The 24560-nt window shown below is 56.7% G+C and carries 24 protein-coding genes and 2 tRNA genes; 14 read left to right on the forward strand and 12 right to left on the reverse strand.

Annotated features, from left to right (window positions below; all coding sequences use genetic code 11):
* Positions 1-26: 26 nt before the first annotated feature.
* The 4 genes from VFU50_05370 (at position 27) to VFU50_05385 (ending at position 2197) form a co-directional block, all read left to right on the forward strand.
* On the forward strand, positions 27-374 hold the full coding sequence (locus VFU50_05370) for a cupin domain-containing protein (protein HEU5232268.1): 348 nt from the start codon (positions 27-29) through the stop codon (positions 372-374).
* A 116-nt stretch (positions 375-490) separates the two neighbouring features.
* A complete protein-coding gene (locus VFU50_05375) occupies positions 491-1045 on the forward strand; it encodes a cupin domain-containing protein (GenBank protein HEU5232269.1) in 555 nt (184 codons plus the stop codon).
* Positions 1046-1195: 150 nt separating this feature from the next.
* Positions 1196-1747, forward strand: a complete 552-nt coding sequence (lepB, locus tag VFU50_05380; protein ID HEU5232270.1) for a signal peptidase I — start codon at positions 1196-1198, stop codon at positions 1745-1747.
* Between the two features lie 177 nt (positions 1748-1924).
* Positions 1925-2197: a hypothetical protein gene (locus tag VFU50_05385; GenBank protein ID HEU5232271.1), complete on the forward strand. Its 273-nt coding sequence runs from the start codon at positions 1925-1927 to the stop codon at positions 2195-2197.
* 73 nt (positions 2198-2270) lie between these two features.
* Here VFU50_05385 and VFU50_05390 read toward each other — a convergent pair whose 3' ends face one another.
* Entirely contained in the window at positions 2271-2675 is a 405-nt protein-coding gene (locus VFU50_05390; protein HEU5232272.1) for a hypothetical protein, read from the reverse strand.
* Positions 2676-2797: 122 nt separating this feature from the next.
* Here VFU50_05390 and VFU50_05395 point away from each other — a divergent pair, with 122 nt between their 5' ends.
* The gene (locus VFU50_05395) at positions 2798-3442 is read left to right on the forward strand and encodes a hypothetical protein (GenBank protein HEU5232273.1); all 645 of its coding nucleotides are present in this window, start codon (positions 2798-2800) and stop codon (positions 3440-3442) included.
* Between the two features lie 78 nt (positions 3443-3520).
* Positions 3521-3892, forward strand: coding sequence for a hypothetical protein (locus VFU50_05400; protein HEU5232274.1), 372 nt, complete (start codon positions 3521-3523; stop codon positions 3890-3892).
* Positions 3893-4085: 193 nt separating this feature from the next.
* On the opposite strand, the gene VFU50_05405 is transcribed toward VFU50_05400, so the two are convergent.
* On the reverse strand, positions 4086-6002 hold the full coding sequence (locus VFU50_05405) for a YCF48-related protein (protein ID HEU5232275.1): 1917 nt from the start codon (positions 6000-6002) through the stop codon (positions 4086-4088).
* 249 nt (positions 6003-6251) lie between these two features.
* Between VFU50_05405 and VFU50_05410 the strand changes: the two genes are divergently transcribed.
* Entirely contained in the window at positions 6252-6548 is a 297-nt protein-coding gene (locus VFU50_05410; GenBank protein ID HEU5232276.1) for a hypothetical protein, read from the forward strand.
* Between the two features lie 73 nt (positions 6549-6621).
* On the opposite strand, the gene VFU50_05415 is transcribed toward VFU50_05410, so the two are convergent.
* From VFU50_05415 to VFU50_05430, 4 genes are all read right to left on the reverse strand, one after another.
* Positions 6622-6837: a type II toxin-antitoxin system HicA family toxin gene (locus tag VFU50_05415; protein HEU5232277.1), complete on the reverse strand. Its 216-nt coding sequence runs from the start codon at positions 6835-6837 to the stop codon at positions 6622-6624.
* On the reverse strand, positions 6834-7061 hold the full coding sequence (locus VFU50_05420; protein ID HEU5232278.1) for a type II toxin-antitoxin system HicB family antitoxin: 228 nt from the start codon (positions 7059-7061) through the stop codon (positions 6834-6836). Before VFU50_05420 ends, VFU50_05415 begins: the two co-directional genes overlap by 4 nt.
* A 247-nt stretch (positions 7062-7308) precedes the next feature.
* Positions 7309-7383: transfer RNA gene (locus VFU50_05425), tRNA-Cys, on the reverse strand.
* A 65-nt stretch (positions 7384-7448) separates the two neighbouring features.
* Positions 7449-7523: transfer RNA gene (locus VFU50_05430), tRNA-Gly, on the reverse strand.
* A 145-nt stretch (positions 7524-7668) separates the two neighbouring features.
* Between VFU50_05430 and VFU50_05435 the strand changes: the two genes are divergently transcribed.
* The gene (locus tag VFU50_05435) at positions 7669-9249 is read left to right on the forward strand and encodes a class I adenylate-forming enzyme family protein (protein HEU5232279.1); all 1581 of its coding nucleotides are present in this window, start codon (positions 7669-7671) and stop codon (positions 9247-9249) included.
* 364 nt (positions 9250-9613) lie between these two features.
* Entirely contained in the window at positions 9614-12985 is a 3372-nt protein-coding gene (locus tag VFU50_05440) for an FG-GAP-like repeat-containing protein (protein ID HEU5232280.1), read from the forward strand.
* Positions 12986-13067: 82 nt separating this feature from the next.
* On the opposite strand, the gene VFU50_05445 is transcribed toward VFU50_05440, so the two are convergent.
* The 4 genes from VFU50_05445 to trpE form a co-directional block, all read right to left on the reverse strand.
* Positions 13068-13577, reverse strand: coding sequence for a hypothetical protein (locus tag VFU50_05445; protein HEU5232281.1), 510 nt, complete (start codon positions 13575-13577; stop codon positions 13068-13070).
* An 85-nt stretch (positions 13578-13662) separates the two neighbouring features.
* Positions 13663-15033 (reverse strand): amidase, encoded by a 1371-nt coding sequence (locus VFU50_05450; protein HEU5232282.1) that lies wholly within the window; start codon positions 15031-15033, stop codon positions 13663-13665.
* A 107-nt stretch (positions 15034-15140) separates the two neighbouring features.
* Complete coding sequence (locus VFU50_05455; GenBank protein ID HEU5232283.1) at positions 15141-15710, reverse strand: aminodeoxychorismate/anthranilate synthase component II; 570 nt, start codon at positions 15708-15710, stop codon at positions 15141-15143.
* A gap of 110 nt (positions 15711-15820) precedes the next feature.
* Positions 15821-17293: an anthranilate synthase component I gene (gene trpE / locus VFU50_05460; protein ID HEU5232284.1), complete on the reverse strand. Its 1473-nt coding sequence runs from the start codon at positions 17291-17293 to the stop codon at positions 15821-15823.
* Between the two features lie 109 nt (positions 17294-17402).
* On the opposite strand from trpE, the gene VFU50_05465 reads away from it, so the two are divergent.
* From VFU50_05465 to VFU50_05475, 3 genes are all read left to right on the forward strand, one after another.
* Positions 17403-17612 (forward strand): hypothetical protein, encoded by a 210-nt coding sequence (locus VFU50_05465; GenBank protein ID HEU5232285.1) that lies wholly within the window; start codon positions 17403-17405, stop codon positions 17610-17612.
* A gap of 69 nt (positions 17613-17681) precedes the next feature.
* Positions 17682-19127 (forward strand): D-aminoacylase, encoded by a 1446-nt coding sequence (locus VFU50_05470; protein ID HEU5232286.1) that lies wholly within the window; start codon positions 17682-17684, stop codon positions 19125-19127.
* A 45-nt stretch (positions 19128-19172) separates the two neighbouring features.
* Positions 19173-20519 (forward strand): gluconate:H+ symporter, encoded by a 1347-nt coding sequence (locus tag VFU50_05475; GenBank protein ID HEU5232287.1) that lies wholly within the window; start codon positions 19173-19175, stop codon positions 20517-20519.
* A gap of 51 nt (positions 20520-20570) precedes the next feature.
* Here the strand turns inward: VFU50_05475 and VFU50_05480 are convergent, their stop codons facing one another.
* Positions 20571-20882, reverse strand: a complete 312-nt coding sequence (locus tag VFU50_05480; GenBank protein ID HEU5232288.1) for a hypothetical protein — start codon at positions 20880-20882, stop codon at positions 20571-20573.
* A 415-nt stretch (positions 20883-21297) separates the two neighbouring features.
* Between VFU50_05480 and VFU50_05485 the strand changes: the two genes are divergently transcribed.
* Positions 21298-22848 carry an amidase gene (locus VFU50_05485; protein HEU5232289.1) on the forward strand — a complete coding sequence of 517 codons (1551 nt, stop codon included), beginning with the start codon at positions 21298-21300 and terminating at the stop codon, positions 22846-22848.
* A gap of 25 nt (positions 22849-22873) precedes the next feature.
* Here the strand turns inward: VFU50_05485 and VFU50_05490 are convergent, their stop codons facing one another.
* Positions 22874-23587 carry a S24 family peptidase gene (locus VFU50_05490; GenBank protein HEU5232290.1) on the reverse strand — a complete coding sequence of 238 codons (714 nt, stop codon included), beginning with the start codon at positions 23585-23587 and terminating at the stop codon, positions 22874-22876.
* A gap of 60 nt (positions 23588-23647) precedes the next feature.
* Between VFU50_05490 and mutM the strand changes: the two genes are divergently transcribed.
* Positions 23648-24472, forward strand: coding sequence for a bifunctional DNA-formamidopyrimidine glycosylase/DNA-(apurinic or apyrimidinic site) lyase (gene mutM, locus VFU50_05495; protein HEU5232291.1), 825 nt, complete (start codon positions 23648-23650; stop codon positions 24470-24472).
* The last annotated feature ends 88 nt before the right edge of the window (positions 24473-24560 follow it).

Consider the following 24560-nt stretch of genomic DNA (forward strand, 5'->3'; position numbering starts at 1 on the left):
GACGCTGAGACGATTAAAATCTGCTGATGAAAGCAAAGGCTTTCTCCGCTTCTGGGAATTCGTTCAGCGTCCATGAATGGCAGGGCAGTGGTCCTGCAACCCTGCACGTCCACTATTCCGATGACGAAGCTTGGCATGTACTCGAGGGCGAACTGACGTTCCGCTATACCGACCACACCGAAACCGTCGGCCCAGGAGAGACCGTCTTCGTACCAGCCGGCATGCCACACACCTACAGCGCCGCAGCAGGTGCCCGCTACCTAATTATTCTCACACCACGGATTGCGGGTCTGATTTCCGCTCTTCAGGCCGATCACGATCCAGCTCATCAGCACGACATCTACCGGCAATTCGATTCCGAATTGCTTGAGTAAAGGCGTGGGTAGACCTCAGTTCGCGCAAAGTTTTCCTGAGTATTTGAAATGCAACGCATCGAATTGTGCGCGGTACGTGCGTGCAGGTCTTGCGAGCAGGGAGTACCATTTCGGCCATGAGCAGCGTCGAACGCCGGAATTTCCTAAAGGTAGCGATGGCGCTGCCTTTTTTCGCGCCGAGGTCGTTTGCTGAAATTGCAAGCCCGTTGGGAAAGCCAGTGTTTGTCGCCGCGGGCGCGGACGCTACTGGGACAGAGCATCATGGCCCGCGCGCAGGCACGCACCTGGATTTTAAGGTCCTTACCAAAGACACGCAAGCCGGTTTCTTTCTGGTAGAGCATCGCAATATTCCGCAAGGCGGGCCGGTGCGCCATCTGCACTATGCACAAGAAGAATGGTTCTACCTCATTGAGGGCAACAAGTTCGTGATCGAAGTAGGCGACGAGCGCTTCACGCTTCGGCCCGGCGATTCCATACTCGCGCCACGAAATGTCCCGCATGTGTGGGCCTACGTCGGTGAGACGCCGGGACGGATGCTGATGGGGTTCACGCCGGCTGGCCAAATGGAAGACTTCTTTACGCTCTCCAGCAAGCAGCCAGTGGATGCGAAAACTGCAGAGGCCCACGGCATGAAGTGGTTGGGGCCACCTCTCGACGTAGCGAAGCTGTGAGCGAGCGGAGAAGTGCTGCGACGGCGGACCGCAACCAGAGGACCTGGGCCACTTGGTGATAGCTCGCCATATCACTCAAAATCCCACACGAGCGAAATCACCTCTTAGCAGCAGTTATGGCGTAAGCAGTCTCACAATGAGTGAAAACGCATGTTCTCGACGGTTACGATGGCATATACGGCTCAAATGAAACATTGCGTTTGCTTTATCCTTGTGATGCTTGTACTCAGCGAAGTCTCCTGTTCTAGCCAGACTGGGAGTTTCACCATTCCAAATAGCGCGATGGAGCCAACCATCCTCCAGGGAGAGAAAGTTGCTGCCGAGATGCGGCCCTTTCAGGTGTCACGCGGAGACTTAGTCATTTTTGCGCAGGAAGGTCAGCTATTCATTAAGCGTGTCATTGGAATCGGCGGCGACACCCTTGAGGGCCGTAATCTTCAGGTATTTGTCAATGGCAAGCTTCTGGACGAACCCTATATTGAGCACATCGGAAAACGGCCACTCGGCCTCAAGTCACTTGAAACGTTTGGTCCTGTCACGGTCCCGGCTGGAAAGTTGTTTGTCGCAGGTGATAACCGAGATTATTCGTTTGATAGTCGTGATACACGCTTCGGTCTTATCTCGACAGCCGATGTCAAAGGCAAACCACTCGAGATTGTCCAATCAGCGAGCCCCGACCGTGTGCATAAGCCAGTCAGGTAATGGTCCGGATAGTTGACGAAAAATCGCGATTGCACTCACCACTGAGAATGCCTGTTCTCGTCGGTTTAAGCCTTAGTCTGGACGTGAATGACAGAACTCTCGACTTTGTACCGACCTGTTGGGCTGGCCGAATTTGAGCTTGTTCGTGGTTCAGATTTTCGAAGCTTTCCGCCTCGTTTGTCGCACCAACCGATTTTCTATCCCGTGCTCGATGAGCAGTACGCAACCCAGATTGCCCGCGACTGGAACACAAAAGACGAAACATCGGGCTTCGTAGGATATGTTTTGCGGTTCAGCGTACGAACTGAGTTCCTGAGTCATTACGAGATTCACATCGTCGGGAGTTCAGAGCACCAGGAATACTGGATTCCCGCGGACGACTTACAGAAACTGAATGAAAACATCGTGGGACCCATCGAAGTCGTTTCAGAGTTCCACCTGCGAATGTGAGCGCCGACGAAAACGGGAACAGCTGAAGGATTCGTCAATGTCGTCAATGAGTGTAATCGCCTGTTGTAGCCGTTTATTCCAATTTGTCCACCACACGATCACGATAATCACGCCACGCATAAAAACTATCTAGTGCTGGTGGGCCAGCCTCGAAAAATTTTCCCGTCTGCGCATCCAATGCCCGAAGTCGTAGACATTGAAGAATAGCTGCAACCACGCCCACCGCAGTATCGCCGCCGCGCACATGGAAGGCGAAACCTTTACATTCTTCTTCTGGGATGCTTACTTCGATACTCCATCCTATTCCGTCGATAACACCATAGGCGGGATTAGAAAAGTCCGCGGACGGAACAATATCCTTGATCTTTTCGATGATTATTGTTCGGTTTCCAATAGAGGCGGGCTTGAAGTCACTCGGAATCTCGGCCACTGTCTTGGCGTTTGCAGGAAAGTCTTGCACAAAAATGTCCCAACTCATTCGGGTATTATGCAAGGCCGGAACGGAAATATTGAATAAGGAGTTGTTACATCGCCATAGCGCTCACAATGAGTGAGAACGCTTGTTATCTTTATCCATGTTGACAGTGACATCGAAATCCTATGGGTCTTGACCTAATTGTTGAAGGGTGTGCCAAGCCGGGGTACGAACAAGAATGGCGGCAGCTTTTGGAACGCTCTTTTTCGGAGGAGGAGCTATCGTCAGCCGATACCTCGCGATTCCAACAGATTTCAATTCCCGGTTATGAACGCATCGGAGCACCACGAGTCGGACACGACAGCGTAGCCAACGAATGGATATTGGAAGCACGCAAGCCAACATCGTCCGAGGAACGCGCCGCTGTCTTGAAGGAGTTCGAGGGCTATTACGTCGTGCGCCTCGTGAAATGCGATGGAGTTCCGGAATACTCAAATGGAGGGGCATACGATGGAGCGGATGAAACGAGTTTCCGAGGCTCATTTTTAAATGACTGCGAGGACGTACTTGGTAAGGCTTTGCTAGCAGATGCATGGAACCACAAGTTCCCGAACGAAGCAGTCGAGTACGGGAAGGCGCTGCTCGCGGCGGCGGACGCTGCCGAACGAGGAGATAGGAGGCCGAGACCCGTCTCTTTCTTATCGCGCTTCGGCTTGCGCAAGAAGCGTGAACCAGTCGTGCTCGCCGACCAGCTTGCCATAGTCCGAGCAGCCGGACGCTGGTACATGTTCTGGGGCGAGCGGGGACACGCTATTCGCGCGTGGTTCTGACGTAGGTCCGGATCTGTGTCGCAAATCGGGGTCGTCGGTGATGAAAAGACCTGTCGTGTTCGAGTAGAGTGCCTTGGCGTGGATCAACCCTTGCCGCCGAACAGTTTCCCCTCGGGATTCCCCTCTGAACTGGCGTCAGCCGCCTTTGTGTCCTGCAACGAAGCGGCATGGTCGCCTGCACTCGCCGCACGATCCGTCGAATGGCTCAGCGCACACGGCTATGCGGTCCTCGGAACCGAGGTTTGGCGTGCGAAGGGTAGCTCGATACAGAGCTTGCCTTACTTTCAGAACGTAGATCGGAAGGTCAATGAGGCATGGGATTCGTTTGTGACCCGAGCAGCGACGGAGACTTTGGCATATCTTCGAGCGTTTACCCCAAAGTTCATCGAGGAAGGCGATGTCTACGTTAACGTGATTTGGGTCAGCGAGAAGGAATTCAAAGGCACCTAAACGCTTGAGGCACTCGCCGTCAGCAGTTGCGAGTTTGGGGATGGTGTTGTAAGTGTTGCAGGCAGCCGCCCACTAGGTTCCGGAACCTCATCCGGGGCCGTGCGAAGTTCGCCGAACGCGGTTTGCACCAAAAAATTGGGCGGAACCCACAATGGGAATTCCGCCCTCTCCGGTCAGGGGTGAAGATCGAAACTTATTGGTTGCCTGTGGGCTGCTCCATGCGGGCGCTCATGCGGCTGCCGTTATCGAAGCTCACGATGCCTTCGTACTGGCTCAGCGCCAGGATGCCGCCGCGCATCGGGATTGCACGATGCAGAGCTAAACCGGCGTCTTCCATGCGGTGCCACTTGGCGCCATCGCTGCTGCCGAAGACTTCGCTTGAGCCATCGACGATCGCCAGCAGATGATGGCTGCGCTGGTCAAAGTCCAGCGACGTAATCTTGGCCTTGGGCAGGTCGGTCATCATCGGCTCCCAGCTTCCGCCTTTTTCCTGGCGGAAGAGGCCTTGTGCCGACGAGATCCAGATGTTCTGGCTGTCGTCGATCGCGATGCCTGTGATCAGCGTTACCGGCAGGCTCTGCTCCACATTGAAGTGCTTGCCGCCGTCAGACGAGACCAGCAGCGTGGTGTAGGTGGAAGCTACAACCATGCCGTTGCCGGCACGAACTCTCTGGAAGGGCTCTTTCTTGGCTGCGTGCTGCAGGTTCCAGGTTTTGCCCATGTCGCGCGAAACCAGCAGCGCGCCAGACGATGTGGGAACGAAGAGGCTGTTGCCCTCGATTGCCAAATCGGGAATGTTGGGCATCATGCCTGGCAGGCTTACGCGCATCCACTCGCGCGCGCCTGTCGCCAGCTTGAAGAGGCCGGCATTGGTTCCGGCGAACAGGTTGCCGCGCTCATCCTGCGCGAGCGTGAAAACGTCGCGTCCGTTCAGACCGCTGCTGAGCTGCGACCAGCGCTGTCCCGCATCGCGCGAGACGAAGACGCCGCCGAATTCTTTGTCATTGACCATGCCCGCATAGAGCACGTTCGGATTCTTGTTGTCGGCGAGCAGCGCGCGCACCTGACGATGAGCAAAGCCTTCGTTCGAGGCGCTGAACGACGCCGAGTTGTTGGTGCTCAGCAGAACGCCGCTGCGGTCGGTCGCGAGCAGAACGCGCGTCGAATCGCGCGGATCGATCATCACGTCGTTGACGATGATGTTCGGCGCAGTCACGCGATGCCACGTGGCACCGGCGTCTTCCGTCTTCCACAAGCCTTCTGTGGTTCCCGCGAAGACGACGTTGTCATGCTGCGGATCTTGCTTCAGAACGCGAGTGCGGCGAGCCGAAAAGGGAATCCCTTGTGCCTTCTTGAAGAGATCGGCCGCGTCGGTGCTCTTATAAATTCCTGAGCACGCGCTCAGATACACCGTCTGCGGCTGCTGCGGATCGACGATGATCGAGAACACATCGGAGTCGTCGATGACGCCATTCTTAATCTGACGCCAGTTCTGGCCGGCGTCTTCGGTCTTCCACGCGAGGTGCCAGGTTCCGGCGTAGATCACGTCAGGATTCTTCGGATCGATCGCCAGCGACTCGATGTTCTTGATGTCCTTGTGGCCTTCGGGCGAAATGCGGGTCCAGTGATCGCCGCCATCTTGCGAGCGGTACACGCCATCGAGCGCACCCGCGACCAGAATCTTGGAGTTGGATGGAGCCATCGCGAACGAGCGGATCGATTTGCCGCGCATGCCGCTCAACGACTCAAACGACTTGCCGCCATTATTGGAGCGGAACAGTTCGCCGGTTTCATGCTCGATGCTCCACGCGGCTACATAGAGCCGGCGGGAATTAGCGGGATCGAAAACGATGTGATCGAGAACGTAGTCAGGCCCGTCGCCGAGGTGAGCGTAGCGCGTCCATGAGGCGCCGCGATCGCGAGATTCGAAAATTTGCCCTGAGCTCGTGCCAAGCAAAATGCGGTCAGGATTCTGCGGGTCGTACGAGAGCGAACGAACGTCTCCCCCATCGGGGCCGATCATGCGTGGCTGCGCACCGTGCGCATATCCGACGCAGAACGAAAGAGCGCCGGCCAGCGCCGCAAGGTACAGCCATCGTTTGCGCAACATGGACACTTCCTCCGGTGACTTTGGTAACTCGTACTCTTCGGGGGCGTCTCAACAATGCCACCTGCGCCGGAAGCGTGGTAGATGACCAAAGTGCGGAAGGGCGCGGAGGGACCTTGGTCACTGGAGGAAGTCTTTGGATGAAAGAGGCTGGCTTTACAACGACTTACAAATAGCCAAACTTGAGATGATCTCAGCGCATTCCGTCGGGCGCAAAGTCGAACCGGCGGTATGGTATTTTGGGCGTGCTAAATGCGCTCCAGATTGAGTTCCGCCTATTCTCTTGTGTTTTTCGTCGTGTGCACGCTTAGTACGTCTCTATGGGCACAAACATACAGCACGCCAGAGGTTCAAATTCAGAACACGGGAATCTCAGGAATGTGGGTGCTTGCCAATATTAGTTTTGCTGGAATGCGCGCTCAGAATCATCAGAGCATCCTTTGGCGGAGCCTGGCATTCATCTTCGGCCTGCCGGGTACTATCGTGAGCTTCTTTGCGGTTGAGGAAGGTAGTAACCGAGCTTACGGAATCAACCTGCCTCGACGCTGACCGAACTCCCGATCAGGAGCGAGGTGCAAACGCCCAAATCACAGCAATCAGGAAAATAGAAGGAAGCGATGGCTCAGAGATCGTTCGGCGTGAGCCCGGTATGCTTTGCGATTCTGCTGAGCATCTTCGGCCCGATTTCGTCTTTGTCGTGAAATGCCCAAGTGAAATCTGGCCATCCTTCCCGTTCGAGCTGGACGTGAGAGCCGCCCTTTCTGTTCTTAACAGTCCACCCAATGCGCAAGAGAGCACTGAAGACCCGACTAGCTTTTCTGCTGGGCCACGAACTCACAGGAAGCGGATCGATTTGGGAGGCTTTTTTACCTGCTCGGTGCGATCGGCGAGAACGCGCAAGGCCAGCGCTGTAACCTTGACCTCTGCATCTTGCTTTGTTTCTCCATACGCCATCACTCCGGGGAGGTCGGGAATCTCCGCGATCCAGCGACCATCCTCCTCCTGGTCAAACTCAATTTTGAAGGATTCGCCGCCTTCGGGTATCCGGGGAACTGTTGCCACGGTCGTCACCGTTGTTTCCCAATTCTGGGAGATGGGATGCCCAAACTCGGTAGGAGTTGAATTTGGGAGCCGCAGAGATTGTGCTGGCCAGAGCAGGCCCAGGTCAATTGTATTTTTCTGAACGCTTTTCACACAAGTGTTATTGCAGCGTCATCGGCATAGACCGTTTCTGACCGTTTGGTCCATCAAGCAGGGACGAACAGATCAGTGGAAGCGTTTTATGGATTCAGCTGACTGCTAAGAGATATGGAGGCGCGGGTCGGAATCGAACCGACGCATAAAGGTTTTGCAGACCTCTCCCTTACCACTTGGGTACCGCGCCCCTGGGAAGGCAAACATCGAAAACCCCCGCCGACAGCGAGGGTGAATGGAGCCTTGGGCGAACACTGGAGCGGGAGACGGGATTTGAACCCGCGACTTCGACCTTGGCAAGGTCGCACTCTACCGCTGAGTTACTCCCGCTCAGAAACTTGTCTGATTATAACAAAAGGAGCAGCGGGAAAAGAGCGGGCGAAAGCGGCTCCAATCTTCCGATCAGGCGTTCGATCGCGCTTTTGCTATCCCGGATGAGACCCTGGACAAAATCGCATACAATCTGCAACGGCCCATGGAGAGCGCATCGATAACGAAATCGCGCCGCACGCAGCTGCACCGCGATCCATCTGGTCTATTTGTTCACACGCTCGTTCTTGAAGCGTGTGCGAAGTTCGGCCGCAAAGAAGCTGTTGTCGATTACTCGTGCGATCCGCCGCGGCGCATTTCCTACGCTGAGTACAGAGAACTCGTTGAGCGGCTCGCGGCTTCGTTCGCCCGGCTTTTTCATCCGGGCGATGTGATCGCCATTTTTCTCTACAACTGCTGGGAGTTTTGCGTTGCGTATCACGCAGCGACGTTTGCCGGTTGCGTCCCGACGTTGCTCAATCCGTCTTACCGCGAACGAGAGGTTCGGTATCAGCTCGAAAACTCTGAAGCGGTTGCACTGATCACCGATGGACCGCAGATTCGTGGAATGAATCTCAGCGGATCGCCACGACTGCGTGAAGTCATCGCAACGCGGACCTCGGCTGCAGGCGCGAGCGAGTTTTCTGAGCTACTGCAGCCCGCAACTGCCGGAATTCCGGCACTCAACGAAGGCCCACACGAAGTCCTTGCCGCGCTGCCTTACTCCAGCGGAACTACTGGATTGCCGAAAGGCGTGATGCTCTCTCACTCCAATCTCGTCACGAACATCTTTCAATTGCTTGCGCCCGGAGAAGAGGCGACGTACACGCAGAGCGACATCACACTGTGTTGTCTCCCGCTCTACCACATCTACGGCTTGAACGTAGTACTGAATCCCATTTTTGCCCTAGGCGGCACGTTGGTTCTGTTGCCGCGCTTCGATGAAGCAAGATTTTTGCGTCTGCTGATCGAGGAACACCCAACGTTCCTGCCGCTTGTGCCTCCACTGGTTAATTGCTTCTGTCAGGCCGCCGAAGAGGGCAGATTTCCTCGCGAACACCACGTCCGCTACGTGAAGTCCGGCGCGGCGCCGCTCGCGCCTGAGCTGGCGTCGCGCTTCACGAATCTGACCGGAATCAGAATTCGTCAGGGATACGGAATGACCGAGGCCTCTCCAGTCACGCATCTTGGCTACGTGGAGCCCGACTTGTACATGCCCGATTCGATCGGCCAGGCGGTCGCGCAAACTGAATGCCGTCTCGTGAACGGTCACGATCCGTGCCATGGCGAGCTGGTGATGCGCGGACCGCAGTTCATGCTCGGCTACTGGAAGGCTCCGGAGGCGACCGCATCAGCATTGCGCGATGGATGGTACTGGTCGGGAGATATTGCCAGCGTCGATGCGAATGGCTTCTATCGCATCGTCGATCGCGTGAAGGAGATGATCAAGTACAAAGGGTTCTCCATAGCGCCGGCCGAAGTCGAAGCCGTTCTGCTGGAACATCCTCTGGTTCGCGACTGCGGCATCGTAGGTCATGCCGACACGACGTCCGGCGAGATTCCGTGTGCATTTGTGGTATTGCGCGAAGGACACAACGGCAATGGCAAAATCGCTGACGAATTGTGCGGCTACGTCGGCGAGCGGCTCACGCATTACAAGCAGCCGCGCGAAGTGCGCTTCGTGAACTCAATTCCGAGAAATCCTTCAGGGAAGATCTTGCGACGGATCTTGCGTGATGAGCTTTGACTTGCCTTTGTCATTCCGAACCACCGGTGTTTGGTGGTGAGGAATCCCTACGAACTGTGATAATCGTCAGGTACCGACAGAGCCGGACTTCGCTCCCGCGAAGCCGGAATTCCCGAATTGCACTATCGCAATGGTAGGGATTCCTCAACGCCAAAATCGGGCGGTTCGGAATGACACGAGGACGGAAGGTACTCCGTGTCTCCGTGGTGAAAACGCCTTTCGGCCCTAGCTATACTGAGCTCACACCACGAGGTCTCGTTTGCGCCGAACTGTCCCTGCACTCGCTCTTCTTCTTATTACGGTCCTTTTATTAAGCGCATTCTTTTTCGAAACACAGCAAAAGCAATCGACACGGCAGCAGTTGATGCGCGCCAACAATCTCGGCGTCGCGTACCTGAACCAGCAGAAGCTCGATCAGGGCTTGAAGGAGTTTCAGGAAGCCGCCGCGCTCGACAAAAACAATGCTACCGTCCAACTCAATCTCGGCATTGCCCTGCTGAATCTTTCGCGCGTGGCCGCTGCGGAGGAAGCGCTACAACGGGCGGCGCAACTTGAGCCCAAGAATCCGGCTGTCTGGTTCAATTTCGGATTGCTGCATCGCAACAATGGCGAAGCAGAACGCGCACTCGCAGATTTTGCAAAAGCTGCCGAGTTCGCGCCCAACGATCCGAACACACATTACTTTCTCGGCGATCTTTACGCACAGCAGCAGAAGTACGCAGAGGCCGAGCGCGAGTTTCGCCGTGCAGTTGAGCTCGATCCATTCAGCGTCTCATCAGAGTTCGGACTCGCGCGCGCCTTGCAGCGCGAGGGCAAAACCGCGGAGGCAAAACCCCATTACGAACGCTTCCAGAAATTGACGCGCGAAAAGCTGGGCGCGCCTATCAGCCAGATTTATGGAGAGCAGGGTCCGCTGTCTCTGGCTCAAGTGATTCCTGGCGAGCCGGCCGTTCCTCCGGCAATTCCGGTCCGGTTTGTAGAACTCGGCAGTGACTCGGGGCTGCCGGTGCCTTCTCCGAAGGCACGTGCGAAAGCCCCGAGTTTTCCCCCTCCGGGAATTTGTGTTTATGACATCGACCAGGATGGGAAGCCGGACATTCTTCTAGCGAACGGAGTGCACCCCGTGGCTTTGTTTCTGAATCGTGAGAATGGGAAGTTCGAGGATGCGACGAAAGCTGCCGGGCTGGATGATATCGGCGGCATGCGGGGCGCCATCGGGTGCGCTGTTGGCGATTACGACAACGACGGCAAGCCGGATATCGCGCTAACTACATTAGAGAAAGGCGTTGTGTTGCTGCACAACGATGGCGGCAAATTTAGCGACAAGACCAAAATTGCGCACGTCGATGCGGCGCAAGAGACAACCCGAAAGACTCTCCTCTGGTCGCCAATGGCGGTTACCTTCGTCGACTACGATCACGACGGCGATCTTGATCTATATGTCACGCGGACACAGCTGGACAGCTCAAAGGGTTTGATAGTCACGGGTGCGACTTTGGGACCGCCGATTGATGAGAACATTTTGCTTCGCAATAACGGTGATGGCACTTTTACTGATGTGACAAAAGAAACAGCAATGCAGGGCGATGGTTTGGGTATGGCGCTGGCCAGCGATGTAAACAACGATCGTGCGATCGATCTGGTTCTTACCTCGTTGCGAAATTCTCCCAGCCTCCATCTAAACCAGCGCGAAGGTGCTTTCAAAAAGGAAACTCCATGGCCCTCAACCATGCCGCAAAATTCCTTAGGGGTTACTGCCCTCGACTTCAACAAAGATGGATGGATGGATCTTGCCTTCACCCATGACCACCCTCCGGGGCTGACGCTTTGGCGCAACGTTAGCGGCAGGGGGTTTGAGCAAGCTCAACTTCCTGATGTGAACTGGAAGGGAGCTACCGGACTCGCTGCGTTCGACTACGACAACGACGGCTGGATCGATTTAGCTGCCATTGGACGAACAGATCAGGGCTACGAGATTCGGCTTTTTCGCAACATTGGGCCCAAGGGATTCGAGGACGTTACTTCCGCCGTCGGTCTCGACAAAATCAAGCTCGATCAGCCGGGTGCGCTGGCAGCGGCCGACATAGATGGCGATGGAGCTACCGACCTGCTCATCACACAAGCTGAGGGATCCGTGATTGCGCTGCACAACGAAGGCGGAAACAAGAACCACTCCTTTCGCATCGATCTCAAAGGTCTGAACGACAATAAAAGCGCCTTCGGCACTAAGGTGACGGTTTTCGCCGGAGAGATGCAGCAGAAGTGGGAGCTTGCCGGCAGTAGCGGATATCTCGCGCAAGGACCGTCAGAGATCATCGCTGGACTCGGGCGAGAGACTCGCGCGGATGTCGTTCGCCTGTTGTGGCCATCCGGCGTTTATCAAGATGAAATCGATCTCGCAGCGAACGAGCCGCATGAATTGCTCGAAATTGATCGGCGCGGCAGTTCGTGTCCGGTGCTCTTTGCCTGGACTGGGAAAACTTACGAAATGATTAGCGACGTGATCGGGGCCGCGGTCTTCGGACATTGGGTTGCGCCGCACGAGCGCGATCTTCCCGATCCAGACGAATACATCAAGGTAGATGGCGATCGCGTGCAGCCACGCGACGGACGGTTGAGCTTTACTTTTGCTGAGCCGATGGAGGAGGTCAATTATCTGGATCAGGCGCGGCTCTTAGCTGTCGATCATCCTGCCGATGTTGACATCTATCCCAATGAGCGCTTCGTCGCGAATCCTCCCTTTCCTGATTTCAAGATCATCACAGCGCGACATCCGCATCTGCCCGTGGGCGCCTGGGACGATGGTGGACACGATGTTCTCCCTGCGCTGCTTACCCACGATCACCACTACGTGACCGGATTCAAGTTGCTGCATTTTGCCGGCTTCGCCGAGCCGCATGGACTCGTGCTCGACATCGGCGACTGGGATCCCGCGCATCCGTTGCATCTGCTGCTTGATGGATTCACCGAGTACTTCACCGCGAATTCAATGTATGCGGCGAGCCAGGCCAACATCAGCGTGCAGCCTCCGTATCTGGAAGCTCAACTGCCAGGCGGAAAGTGGCAGCGCGTCATCGACGACATGGGATTTCCCGCAGGTCTACCACGCACCATCACTGTCGACCTGACCGGAAAACTAAAGCCGGGCACGCGCAGGATTCGTATCGTCACCAATCTTCAGATTTACTGGGATCAGGTCCTGATCGATAATAGTGTTCCCGAAACGAACCTGCAGATTCACGAAGCTTCTCTCGCAGCGGCACGCCTGCATTTTCACGGTTATCCCCGCGCAGACGAAAGCCGGTTTCCCGGTGATCTGAACTACACGTATGACAACGTGAGTCTCACTGGGCCCTACGCGCGTCACATCGGCTCATACACGAAGTACGGGGATGTGCTGCCGCTGCTCAAAGCAGCCGACGACAAGTTCGTAATCTTTGGCTCGGGCGAGGAGGTCATGATGGACTTCGACGTCGCGAGCTTGCCGCCAGTACCCGCAGGCTGGAAACGCGATTATCTGTTCTATGCGAACGGGTTCGTGAAAGACATGGATTTCTACGCAGCCGATGCGTTCACCGTGGCTCCGCTGCCATTCCACAGCATGGGCACGTATCCGGCTCCGCCGCGATCGGAGTATCCATTGAACAAAGCTTCGCTTGACTATTTACTCGAATACAACTCGCGGTACCAATCTGGGAATGGCGTGAGCGAGTACAAGTACAGCTATCCGAGGTGAACGATGACGATTCCGCGATCCTGACGCGCAGAGCACATCGGCGAAATCGTCAACCGCGAGATCTATCGAAGGATTTGCTTTTCTACATGGCCATGCGCTGCGGCTGAGTACCGCGCCGACCAGACAAGCGCTCCAGCTCTTCCTGATGCACTTCGTGCACGCGCACGTCGCAGTCGCGCACTCCGCGCGTCTTCTGCAGGCGCTCACGAATTCTATGGGCTTCTCCTCGCAGGGCTGGGCCTTCGACCACTACACAGCCGTCCTCAACCCGAAAATCGAGCATGCGCAGGTGTCGGACATCGCGTCCCAGTTGCGCGCGAACACGGTCGAGGAGAATGTCGTCTGAGACTTCATGCGAACGATCGCGAATGGATGAACGCAGCTCGTAGAGGCGTCCAATCACATGATTGCCGGCGTTGCGAATTTGCTTGTTCCCTTCGCGGCGAAGCAGATGGAATGCTCGGACGGCTTTGTCGCGCAGGCGCACTCGGCGAGAGCGGCCGCGGTCTGGATCAAAGAGGTACATCAGTCTGGCGCCTACGATAGCGCCGCCCGCGAATAACCCTATGCTGCTCAGTTTTGGTGCACGCATTTCTTCTTCCTCCCATGCTTGGGTAGTGGGACGCGTGCGAGAGGTTGCCTTCAATTCTTGTAGTCAGGTATGAACACGTACAGAGTCATTCCAGGAGAGCGGGCGCCATTCGCGACGGCCCGACAGCTTTCTCCAGAGCACGCGCGACCTTCAGAATTAACTCCTCGCTGTTCGGCTGCCCGACAACTTGCACGCCGATAGGCAGTCCTTCGGGAGAGACTCCAACGGGCACCACCACTGCCGGATTGCCAAGCAGATTGAACCACTGCGTGTAGCTCATTGCGTCCATGTAAGAGACACTCCGGCCGCCGATCCGCCACTCGCGCTCTCCATGACGGAACGCCGGAACCGAACACACCGGGCAAATCAGAACAGGAATGTCATTCATCTCACGCATCAGACGGAGCCGCAGTTCGTCGCGTCGGAACCATGCTGATAGCAAATCTTCTTTCGTCGGCGGACGATCAGAGTAGGTGAGGATGGTGCTGATTTCGTCTTCGCGACCTTTGAACTGCGGGGTGAGCAGCTCGGCAGCGAGTCGAACGAACAGTGTCCACCAATGCTCGCGAGCGTCGTCGAGGATATCGGGCAAAAAGGGCTTCACCCGAAATCCTGAGTTCTGCAGGAACGCGATGGCGGTGTGAACAGCGGCCTTGGTTTCCGGCGTAACAGGAGCGGATGGATGCTCCTCGAAATATCCAATCGTGATTCGCGGCAGTTCCTCCTGGGAAACTTCAGCTAAAGGGACGGGGGAAGCCATAGGATCGCCGGCGTCAAATCCGGCGATCACGCGAAAGATGATTTCCAGATCTTCGACCCTGCGTGCCATCGGACCTACGACGCCGAGCAAAGCAAATGGCCCGCGGCTCTCGGGCCAGTGTCCCGTAATGGGAATGCGGCCCGGAGTAGGTTTCAGTCCGCAGATTCCGCTGAAATGCGCTGGGACGCGGATGGAGCCGCCACCATCGCTACCAATGCCCGCAGCTGATAATCCTGCAGAAATCGCTGCGGCTTCCCCACCGCTGGACCCGCCGGGAGTGCGCGAGAGCTCCCACGCGCTGTTCGTTCGTCCATACAGCGGATTATTCGTTTCATAAGCCATGAGCATTTCAGGAACATTCGTATTTCCCAAAATGATGGCTCCGGCCTGCTTGAGCCGCTGCACCAGAACAGCGTCTTCGCTCGCAATGATGCGGGTGCGCGTTGGGCTGCCGCATTCGAATTTCAATCCGGCAACAGCAATCGAACTCTTAATGCTGATTGGGATTCCGTGCAATGGACGTAATTTCGCGTTACGCGCCACCGCCTTTTCCGCAGCCCGCGCCTCGGCGAGAGCAGCTTCTTGCCGGAGTTCAATGAATGCATTCAGCTTCGGGTTCAGCCGCTCAATTCGCGCATAATGCGCGCGCAGAAGTTCAACGGGCGAGAGCTTCTGCTCGCCTATGAACTGACTCATTTGCGTAATCGACAGTTGATGGAGCGAGGAAGTATCTAAAGAAGGAGAGCTCATGAAACTTGAAGGCTGAGTAGCTTTCATCTGATCGGGAGCTGCGCCAGATCGCGTCACTGGAGAAAGTTTCGGATAAGCTGCGGCCCATGCGGCGTCAGCACGCTTTCCGGGTGGAACTGCACCCCTTCGACAGCTAGCTTTCGGTGGCGCAAACCCATGATCACCGTCCTGCCGTTCTCTTCACTGCGCGCCGAAATCTCGAGTTCATCGGGAAGGCTCTTCTCTTCCACGATCAGTGAGTGATAGCGATTCGCGACCATCGGAGAGTCCAGCCCTTTGAATATCGTGCGCCCATCGTGCTCCACCAAGCTAGTTTTGCCGTGCATGATGCGCTCGGAGCGAATCACGCGTCCGCCAAACGCTGCGCCGATGGCCTGATGCCCGAGACATACTCCCAAAATAGGAACTTGTCCGGCGAGTTTCTGAATCAGTTCAACCGTGATGCCCGCCTCGTTCGGCGTGCAGGGGCCAGGAGAGATGACGATCTTGCGAGGCTGCAGTTCCCGTATTTCCTCGACCGTAACCTGATCGTTTCGGCGAACCTGCACCTCTTCTCCCGTCTCACCGATGTACTGCACGAGATTGAAGGTGAAGGAATCGTAATTGTCGAGAACGAAAATCATAAAGAGGCTGCTAAGCTCCTCAGCTTCTAAGCTGCTGAGCCATATCGTCCCAGGACCGGAGCGTTGTTTTTTAGCTTAGCAGCTCAGAAGCTCAGGAGCTTAGAAGCTAGTTATTCGTAATTCCTGGCCATCCCGACTGCGCGCAGCAGCGCTTTGGCTTTGTTCAGGCATTCCTGGTATTCCGTTTCGGGAATGGAATCGGCGACGATGCCAGCGCCTGCCTGGAGATAGGCCCGCCTGCCTTGCACCCACATCGTGCGGATGGCGATGCAGGAATCGAGATTGCCGGCGAAATCGGCGTACAGCACGGCTCCGCCATATATGCCTCGTCGCACTGGCTCGAGTTCCTCGATGATCTCCATCGCGCGAACTTTTGGAGCGCCACTCAGCGTTCCAGCCGGAAAGGCGGCTGCAAAAGCGTCGATCGCGTGATAATCGGGTCGCAGCTTCCCTTCAATGGCTGAGACCAGATGCATCACGTGCGAATAGCGCTCCACGAACATGAAATCCTTCACCTGCACGCTGCCGTATTCGCTCACGCGCCCCAGGTCATTGCGTCCGAGATCGACCAGCATTACGTGTTCTGCACGCTCTTTCTCGTCTTCGCGCAGCTCCTGCTGCCAACGACGATCCTCTTCCGGATCGGAACTGCGAGGACGCGTTCCCGCAATGGGACGATATTCCAACTTGCGTCCGGTGACACGTACCAGCATCTCCGGCGACGACCCGAGCACCTGGAACTTTCGACTCTGCAGAAAATAGAGATATGGGGATGGGTTGATCATGCGCAGCGCGCGATAGATCTCGAACGGAGGTACTCCAGGCTCGAGCTCCATGCGCTGTGAAAGTACGATCTGAAAAGCGTCGCCGGCGCGAATGTAGTCCTTGGCTTTGAGAATGCTTTTCAGAAACGCGCTACGACCGGTGGTTTCCTTGAGCTTGTAATCTTCCTTGCGCGGCCGAGCACGGTTTGCCGCACTAATCCCGCGCACAAGCTTTCGTTCGAGCGCTGCAATATCGCGCTGCGCCCTCTCGTATGCCTGCTTCGGTGATCCGCTTCGAACTTCGGCAACCGCGATGATGTGAATCTGTTTCCGGAGATGATCGAACGCCAGTACGCGATCGAAAAACATCAGGAAGCAGTCTGGAGCCTTCAGATCATCACGCGCTTTTTCCGGCAACTTCTCGAGCTGTCGAACGGCGTCATAGGCGATGAACCCGACGGCTCCGCAGCTAAATGGAGGCAAATCCGGAAGCGTAGCGACACGGTGTTCCTGCAGAAGTCTCGAAATGGTTTCGAAGACCTTGCCTCTGCTGCGTTCGACGTTTCGACCCTTGCGGATACTGATCTGCTCCCCGCGCGCCTCAAGCACCATATAAGGACGCACTCCAAGAAACGTGTAGCGTCCGATGCGCTCGCCTCCCTCCACCGATTCCAAAAGGAAAGCCTCTGGCTCACCCCGCGCGATGCTCAGGAAAGCGGAAACCGGCGTGAGCAGATCGGCCATGATCGTCTTGACGACGGGAACCAGGGTCGAAGTGCGTGAGAGCTCTTCAAATTCTTTGAGTTGGGGACGAAGCATGAAGATGGGGAAAAGAGCAGATTATACGCGGTGGGTCGAAGATGTGACCGAGGTAATCTTGCGTGCCATGCCGCAGCGCATAGAATCCTGTCGGTCGGTTTTTAACCCCATGAAAGCCTATCTTGAAGAACAAGTTGGTCCTTTGATCTCCGCCGCAGGCGTCGGCTGGGCCGTGTATCACGGGACCTACGTCGCCCACGATATTGCTCAAGGATTCACGGCGGTATACCTGAAATCTGGTCCACTCGAGGTGGCTGCGATAGGCATTCTCATCTGGCTGCACGGAAAATATCGCCGCGCAACCAACATGAATCGCTGACTTCTAACCGCCCGCTTCCCAGAAGTTCTCCTCTCTTCACCACAGTGATATCGTTGCAGTTCAACACTCATGAACTGCGATCTGCTGATCGAAAACGTCAGCATTGTTGGCGGTACTGGCTCAGAGCCGTACCGCGGCAGTGTTGCCGTCTGCGGTGACAGGATCGGAGCAGTCGGCCGGAATTCATGCACAGCAACAAAAGTCATCGACGGTCGGGGGCACGCGCTGGCACCGGGCTTTATCGACGTGCACACGCACGATGATCTCTATCTCCTCCGCAGCCCGCAGATGTTTCCGAAACTGTCGCAAGGCGTGACTACCGTCGTAACCGGCAACTGCGGAATCAGTGCCGGACCAGCCACGCTCAAGCATGGTTTTCCGGACCCAATGAACCTGCTCGGGCAGGCAAGTGAGTTTCGGTATCACAAATTCTCCGACTACGTGAGAGCGCTTGAATTGGCGAGACCGGCTCTGAACGTCGCCTCGCTGGTCGGTCACACCACGCTTCGCAACAACCATCTTGACCGTCTCGATCGAGTCGCCAGTGCTCACGAAATCGAGAAGATGAAGCAGGAATTGCGCGACGCTCTCGAAAACGGAGCTCTTGGTCTGAGCACTGGATTGGCTTATCTCTCGGCAAATTCGGCTTCCACGGAGGAAGTAATAGGTCTCGCGCAGACTCTCACCGCCGCAGCCGCCATCTACGCCACGCATCTGCGCAGCGAAACTGACGCGGTGCTCTCGGCATTTGATGAAGCTTGCCGCATTGGCAAAAAAGTCGGAGCACCCGTCGTGGTCTCTCATCTCAAATGCGCGGGCGTCGATAACTGGAACCGCAGCCCGGAACTGCTTGCTGCACTTGATCGTGCGCGATCGGAGCAGCCGATCGGCTGCGATTGTTATCCCTATGCGGCCAGTTCGAGCACGCTCGATCTTCGCCAGGTCGATGAACGCGTGAAGATCACAATCACATGGTCCGATCCGCATCCCGAGATGGCTGGAAGGAATCTCGACGCGATTGCGCAGGAGTGGAAAATCGCTCAACTGGACGCGGCGCGTCGTCTGCAGCCCGCTGGAGCGGTGTATCACTGTATTGCAGAAAGCGATATGCGCAGCATCCTGCGACACCCCGCAACCATGATCGGCTCAGATGGCCTGCCCAGCGACCCGCGTCCGCATCCGCGATTGTGGGGAACCTTCCCTCGCGTGTTGGGAAAGTATGCCCGCGAAGAGAAGCTGTTCGCGCTGAGCGAAGCGGTCCGCAAAATGACCAGCCTGCCTGCTGAGCGCTTCGGATTCAATGACCGCGGGCGCATTCGCGAGGGCTTCTGCGCTGACCTTGTATTGTTCGATCCTGACACGGTGCGGGATACTGCGACCTTTTCCGATCCCGTGAGGGCTGCCGTTGGCATAGAAGCCGTCTGGGTCAACGGCATCTTGTCGTACCAGAATGGGAATGCCACAGGGAGCCGCGCAGGTCGATTCTTAAAGCGCAGTAGCCCAGGCAAGAGCTGAACCGCCAGTAAGACTTGAGCGAAACATGAAGCTTCGCCATTTTCTATGACCGACCATCACGGTGCCTATCTGCTAGTTTTGGCGCTCGCCGCGATCATCGCGCTCATAGTTCTGATCGCGCGGTTCAAAATTAATCCCTTCATCGCGCTCATGACGATCTCGCTGGTGCTCGCAGGTGCGAGCGGAATGCCGCTGCAGACGATTGTGAAGTCATTCGAGAACGGGGTGGGGGGAATTCTCGGACACATCGCCATCATCGTCGCTCTGGGAACAATGATTGGAAAGATGATGGCAGAATCTGGTGGCGCGGACCAAATCGCGCAAACCATGATTCGCGTCTTTGGCGAGAAACGCGTGCCATGGGCGATGGTCATCATTGGATTGATCGTCGGCTTGCCTGTGTTTTTCGAAGTGGGATTCGTGCTGCTCGTTCCCATCGCATTCAACGTGGCTCGTCGGACCGGAACTTCGCTCATCATGATCGGCCTGCCGATGGTCACCGGGCTCTCCGTTGTACATGGCCTTGTTCCACCGCATCCGGCAGCAATGCTCGCCGTTACAACGTACAACGCCGACATCGGTCGCACGATCTTCTATGCGATGTTGATCGGTATTCCCACCGCAATAATCGCTGGCCCACTGTACGCAAAGGTGATCGCTCCGCGCATTCACCTAGACGAGTACAACCCGATCGCCGAGCAGTTCCTGGAGGAGAATCCCAGAACGGATCTTCCCAGTTTCGGAATTACCGTCGGGACGATTTTGCTTCCGATAGTGCTGATGCTCATCGGAAGCTGGGCAGATATCCTGTCCACTCCGCGTACCAAATTCAATGAAGTTCTGCACATGCTCGGCGGAGCCGACATGGCTCTGCTCATCGCCACCGTCGTGAGCTTCGTCACCTTGGGAACAATGCGTGGTTTCTCGCGGCAAGCAATTTTGAAATTTACCGATCAGTGCCTGGCGCCGACTGCCACGATCACTCTTCTGGTTGGTGCGGGCGGAGGCCTCGGGCGCATACTTCAGGACAGCGGAACCTCGCAGGCGATCGTCGAGCTCGCTCTGCGCGCACATATCTCAATCCTCTTCTCTGCATGGCTGGTGGCTGCGTTAGTGCGGCTCGCAACCGGATCGGCAACGGTTGCAATGTCGATGGCCGCCGCGATCATTGCACCGATCGCCGTCCACACTGGAGTGCGGCCCGAACTGCTCACCATCGCCACCGGAGCAGGCTCGCTGATCTTCTCTCACGTAAATGACGGCGGCTTCTGGCTGGTGAAGGAGTACTTCAACATGAGCGTCGCGCAGACGATCAAGAGCTGGTCCGTATGCGAGACCATCATCTCCGTGGTCGCTCTTATATTGACGTTAGGACTCGCGTCTGTGATTTAGCTGAAAGGGAAGAACATGATCAAGCCCGAAGGGTTGAGCGTTTACTTCTGATTAGTCCAGACGATGTAGAGAAGCGAGTGATCGACCGGCTTTACTCTCAAACCGTTCCTGCAGGGAGGGAATTTCGCCGTTTCTTGCATCGCTCTCGATGCGTTCGATACGGTGCATCGGGAAGAACACAAGATTAGCGTGCACTTCGTCGCCTGCACGAATTTGCCGGGCGAAATCGTCGAGTGAGTTCAGATCGATCCCGCGCAGGCTTGCGCCCGCAGGAGTAAGGGCGAGAATACTCCCCCAGAATTTTTCCCGCGGCATATTCAGGGTGACAATCACGACATTTCCGGGGCTGAACGGATCGAGCATGGCTGTCCTGCGCAGGCGATTATCTCACGGTCCGGCAGCTATGAAATGCTCCTTCAAAGCTCGCGACATTCCCGTAAAAATACCAACCTTTGGTCTATGTCCTGAGGGAAAACAGCTCTGCTGCCACATTCGTCCCGATGTGCTACAAACGTGCGTTCGAGAAAAAGGAGCGCGCGTGGATCGAAGACGATTTATATCGCGAACGTCACTTGGCATTTTGGCTGCGACCGTGGGAGCGCAGGCGCAATCGCAGCAAACAGCCGATCAGCCGCCGGGAGCGCCGCCGGCCTTCGGTACCGCGCCAGCGGTAGGACCGGAGGTCACGCCGGAGACATTCGCAGAAGCCGAAAAGCTGGTACAAGTGCAGATGACTTCTGCCGAGCGCGCCGAAGCAGCAGGCAATTGGCGCAGCGCGATGGCGCCGATCTATGAACGTAGGACCGGACCGCGCAAGGTCGAACTGGAACCGACGCTCGCTCCATACTCAAATTGGAATCCGGTGCTGCCGGGAGAGCACCACGGACCGGAGCAGAACCGGTTCACATGGAGTCGTCCCGATCCGGGACCGCTGCCGGCAAACGATGAAGACATTGCATTCTCGCCAGTCACGCATCTGGCGCGGTGGATTGAAACGCGTCGCCTCACGTCGGAGCGGCTAACCCAGCTCTACCTCGATCGGCTGAAGAAATTTGACCCTAAGCTGCGCTGCGTAATCACGCTCACTCCCGATCTGGCACTTGAGCAGGCGCGCAAAGCCGACGCGGAAATCGCCGGCGGCAAATATCGAGGGCCGCTGCATGGAATTCCATGGGGAGCGAAGGACCTGGTCGATACCGCAGGTATCCGCACTACCTACGGGGCAGAACCATTTCGGGACCGCGTTCCGCAAGCCAATGCGGCGGTCGTAAAACGACTCAACGATGCGGGAGCGGTGCTGGTTGCAAAGCTGAGCCTCGGCGCACTTGCGCTGAACGACATCTGGTTCGGCGGCCAGACGATGAATCCGTGGTTGCTCGAAGAAGGCTCCTCCGGATCGAGCGCGGGTCCTGGAGCTGCTACCTCAGCGGGGCTGGTGGCATTCGCCATTGGCAGTGAGACTGGCGGCAGCATTGTCTCGCCCAGCATGCGCTGCGGAATTACGGGACTGCGTCCTACTTACGGCCGCGTGCCGAGGACGGGCGCAATGACGCTCTGCTGGTCGCTCGACAAACTCGGTCCCATGGCCCGATATGTGGAAGATACGATGCTGGTGCTGCACGCGATCTCGGGTCCCGACCCGGGAGACCTCTCCAGCGTTCCCAGCAAGCTCGATTTCGAGGCCGGTGCGCCGGTGAAAGGCCTGCGCGTCGGCTACTTCCCAAAATGGATGAGTGAGACGCCTGCGACTGAAGTAGACCGCGCAGCCCTGGAAACGGTAAAGAAAGTCGGAATGGTACCTGTCGAAGTCTCGATTCCCGACTGGCCCTACGATTCGCTCGATCTCGTCTTATTCGCCGAAGCAGCTGCCTCGTTCGAAGACCTTACGTTGAGCCATAAGGTCGACGAACTCAAAATGCAGGTGCCCGATGCCTGGCCGAATCTCTTCCGCCAGTCACGCTTCTTGTCTGCCGTCGATTTCGTTCAGACCGACCGCTTTCGCCGCAAGGTTGCGCGCGAGATGGAGCGGGTGATGGCGCAAGTCGATCTGCTTCTCGTGCCATCACTGCGGGATGAGATGCTCACGATCACGAACTTCACTGGACACCCTTCGCTTACATTCCGCGCAGGATTCGTCGAGGTGTCGGAAGCACGCAGCGATTGGGCTCCCGATCCCGCGCATCCGCTGCCAAAGTTCTCGCCTCCACGACGCGTGCCTCATGGTGTCACGCTCATCGGGCGCCTGTTTGATGAGGGCACGATGGTGCGCGCAGGTATGGCGCTTGAACGCAGCTTTGGCGTGGCCGCAGAGAAGCCGCCGGGATTCTGAGGGCCAGGACAGTGATCCCTCTCGGTCACGTCTCGATGGCTACATGGCACACGCGCCCGACGATCATTTCCGCAGGATCGTGTCCTTCGAGCGGCAGAACGCTTACCGGATGTAGCTGGTTGTGCGGCCGCAGCACGAGATGATCGCCGTCGCGCTCGACATACTTGATCGTGCAGCCTCGATTTTTCCGCACGGCGTAGATGTTCGCCTCGTTACGCCGGTACGGCTGCAGCAGGTTGTAATGACGGTCGATGAGCACAGTCGCTCCGGGCAGAAGACGCGGATACATGCTGCTGGCTTCATGCGCGTCGATTTTCGTCAGCACGAAACGCTGCCAGCTCTCACGGCCTTTGGACGGCGCAGGACGTAACCGCTTCAGGAACGATTTCTTGAATTTAAGGATGTCGCGGATGACGTCGCGTTGGATCGTCGGCTGACTTGCCGCGACAGCCGCATCCGTCAGCACCACGTTTTCAAAATTACCCTCACCGGCAGGAATGCTGCTCGCCCGACGATTCAGTTCATCGCGACTCAGAAGATCAAAGACTGAAAGATTCTGGGCTGCAAGTATTCGGTCCATTCCCTCCAAGCTAAGTGAGCGTTTGCGATTCAGAAAGTTCGAGATGTATGCCTGTTCAAACGCAGTCTGTTTCGCGAGCCCCAATCCGGTCAGCTTCTTCTCGCGAATTCTTTCCCACAAGACGCGGCGAAGCTCGTCTTGTAGGGCAGTGGCATTCACACGCAGAGTATATCATTTGGATATACGTACTGAAGTATTTATATCCAGTAAACTTGGATTATGCCGGAACTCCCTGAGGTCGAAACCATTGCGCGCGGACTTGATAGACGAGTTCGCGGAGATGTGATCGAGTCGGTGTGGTTGGGTACACATCCAGAGCCCTTGAAGTCGACGGCGAAAGAGATTGCATCGGTGCTGACTCGTTCCCGCATCGCGCACGTGCGACGCGTGGGCAAGCACATCGTGTTCGATCTCGAATCAGCGCAATCCCATAATGGGAATGCGAAGCGGCAGTGGATCGTGCATCTCGGGATGACCGGACGAATGCTGGTGGCTTCTCCCGAAGAAGCCACACCGAAGCACACGCATGCCATCGCATCGCTCGCCTCCGGGCGCGAACTGCGCTTCGTCGATCCCCGCCGCTTCGGACGGCTGAGCGTCGTATCGGAATCGGGATTCACGGGACCGGGAACCGAACCACTAACCATCAGCGCAGAAGAATTCGCAAAGCTATTTCGCGGACGCAAGACTCCCATCAAAGCAGCGCTGCTAAATCAGAAACTGCTGCACGGCGTCGGCAACATCTATGCGGACGAGTCGCTCTTTCGCGCCCGCATTCGTCCGCGCCGCCAGGCTGGACGGCTCACACGCGCGGATCTGGCCCGCCTCCATGTCGCTGTCAAGGCAGTGTTGAAAGAAGCCATCAAGCTCGGCGGATCGTCGGTGTCTGATTATGTAAATGCCGAGGGAGAAGAGGGCTTCTTCCAGCTTCGGCACAGGGTGTACATGCGCACCGGCCAGCCGTGTTTCGTGTGCCGCACGCCCATAAAGCGCATCGTCCTCGGCGGACGCGGCACGCACTACTGTCCCAAGTGTCAAGGCTGATCAGCTCTGTTCACCACGGAGTCACGGAGAACACGGAGGTCAGTACCGTCCGCGGTAGCGGATGGGTTTGCCTCAACTGCTACTCTCA

The sequence above is a fragment of the Terriglobales bacterium genome, assembly GCA_035764005.1.
Taxonomy (GTDB): Bacteria; Acidobacteriota; Terriglobia; order Terriglobales; family Acidobacteriaceae; genus Gp1-AA112.

Excerpts from the sequence above, each read along its gene's own strand:
- VFU50_05370 (HEU5232268.1), top strand. The coding sequence starts at position 27 with ATGAAAGCAAAGGCTTTCTCCGCTTCTGGGAATTCGTTCAGCGTCCAT.
- VFU50_05375 (HEU5232269.1), top strand. The coding sequence starts at position 491 with ATGAGCAGCGTCGAACGCCGGAATTTCCTAAAGGTAGCGATGGCGCTG.
- lepB (HEU5232270.1), top strand. The coding sequence starts at position 1,196 with ATGTTCTCGACGGTTACGATGGCATATACGGCTCAAATGAAACATTGC.
- VFU50_05390 (HEU5232272.1), bottom strand. The coding sequence starts at position 2,675 with ATGAGTTGGGACATTTTTGTGCAAGACTTTCCTGCAAACGCCAAGACA.
- VFU50_05395 (HEU5232273.1), top strand. The coding sequence starts at position 2,798 with ATGGGTCTTGACCTAATTGTTGAAGGGTGTGCCAAGCCGGGGTACGAA.
- VFU50_05405 (HEU5232275.1), bottom strand. The coding sequence starts at position 6,002 with ATGTTGCGCAAACGATGGCTGTACCTTGCGGCGCTGGCCGGCGCTCTT.
- VFU50_05410 (HEU5232276.1), top strand. The coding sequence starts at position 6,252 with ATGCGCTCCAGATTGAGTTCCGCCTATTCTCTTGTGTTTTTCGTCGTG.
- VFU50_05435 (HEU5232279.1), top strand. The coding sequence starts at position 7,669 with ATGGAGAGCGCATCGATAACGAAATCGCGCCGCACGCAGCTGCACCGC.
- VFU50_05440 (HEU5232280.1), top strand. The coding sequence starts at position 9,614 with ATGCGCGCCAACAATCTCGGCGTCGCGTACCTGAACCAGCAGAAGCTC.
- VFU50_05445 (HEU5232281.1), bottom strand. The coding sequence starts at position 13,577 with ATGCGTGCACCAAAACTGAGCAGCATAGGGTTATTCGCGGGCGGCGCT.
- VFU50_05450 (HEU5232282.1), bottom strand. The coding sequence starts at position 15,033 with ATGAGTCAGTTCATAGGCGAGCAGAAGCTCTCGCCCGTTGAACTTCTG.
- VFU50_05455 (HEU5232283.1), bottom strand. The coding sequence starts at position 15,710 with ATGATTTTCGTTCTCGACAATTACGATTCCTTCACCTTCAATCTCGTG.
- trpE (HEU5232284.1), bottom strand. The coding sequence starts at position 17,293 with ATGCTTCGTCCCCAACTCAAAGAATTTGAAGAGCTCTCACGCACTTCG.
- VFU50_05465 (HEU5232285.1), top strand. The coding sequence starts at position 17,403 with ATGAAAGCCTATCTTGAAGAACAAGTTGGTCCTTTGATCTCCGCCGCA.
- VFU50_05470 (HEU5232286.1), top strand. The coding sequence starts at position 17,682 with ATGAACTGCGATCTGCTGATCGAAAACGTCAGCATTGTTGGCGGTACT.
- VFU50_05475 (HEU5232287.1), top strand. The coding sequence starts at position 19,173 with ATGACCGACCATCACGGTGCCTATCTGCTAGTTTTGGCGCTCGCCGCG.
- VFU50_05480 (HEU5232288.1), bottom strand. The coding sequence starts at position 20,882 with ATGCTCGATCCGTTCAGCCCCGGAAATGTCGTGATTGTCACCCTGAAT.
- VFU50_05485 (HEU5232289.1), top strand. The coding sequence starts at position 21,298 with ATGGCGCCGATCTATGAACGTAGGACCGGACCGCGCAAGGTCGAACTG.
- mutM (HEU5232291.1), top strand. The coding sequence starts at position 23,648 with ATGCCGGAACTCCCTGAGGTCGAAACCATTGCGCGCGGACTTGATAGA.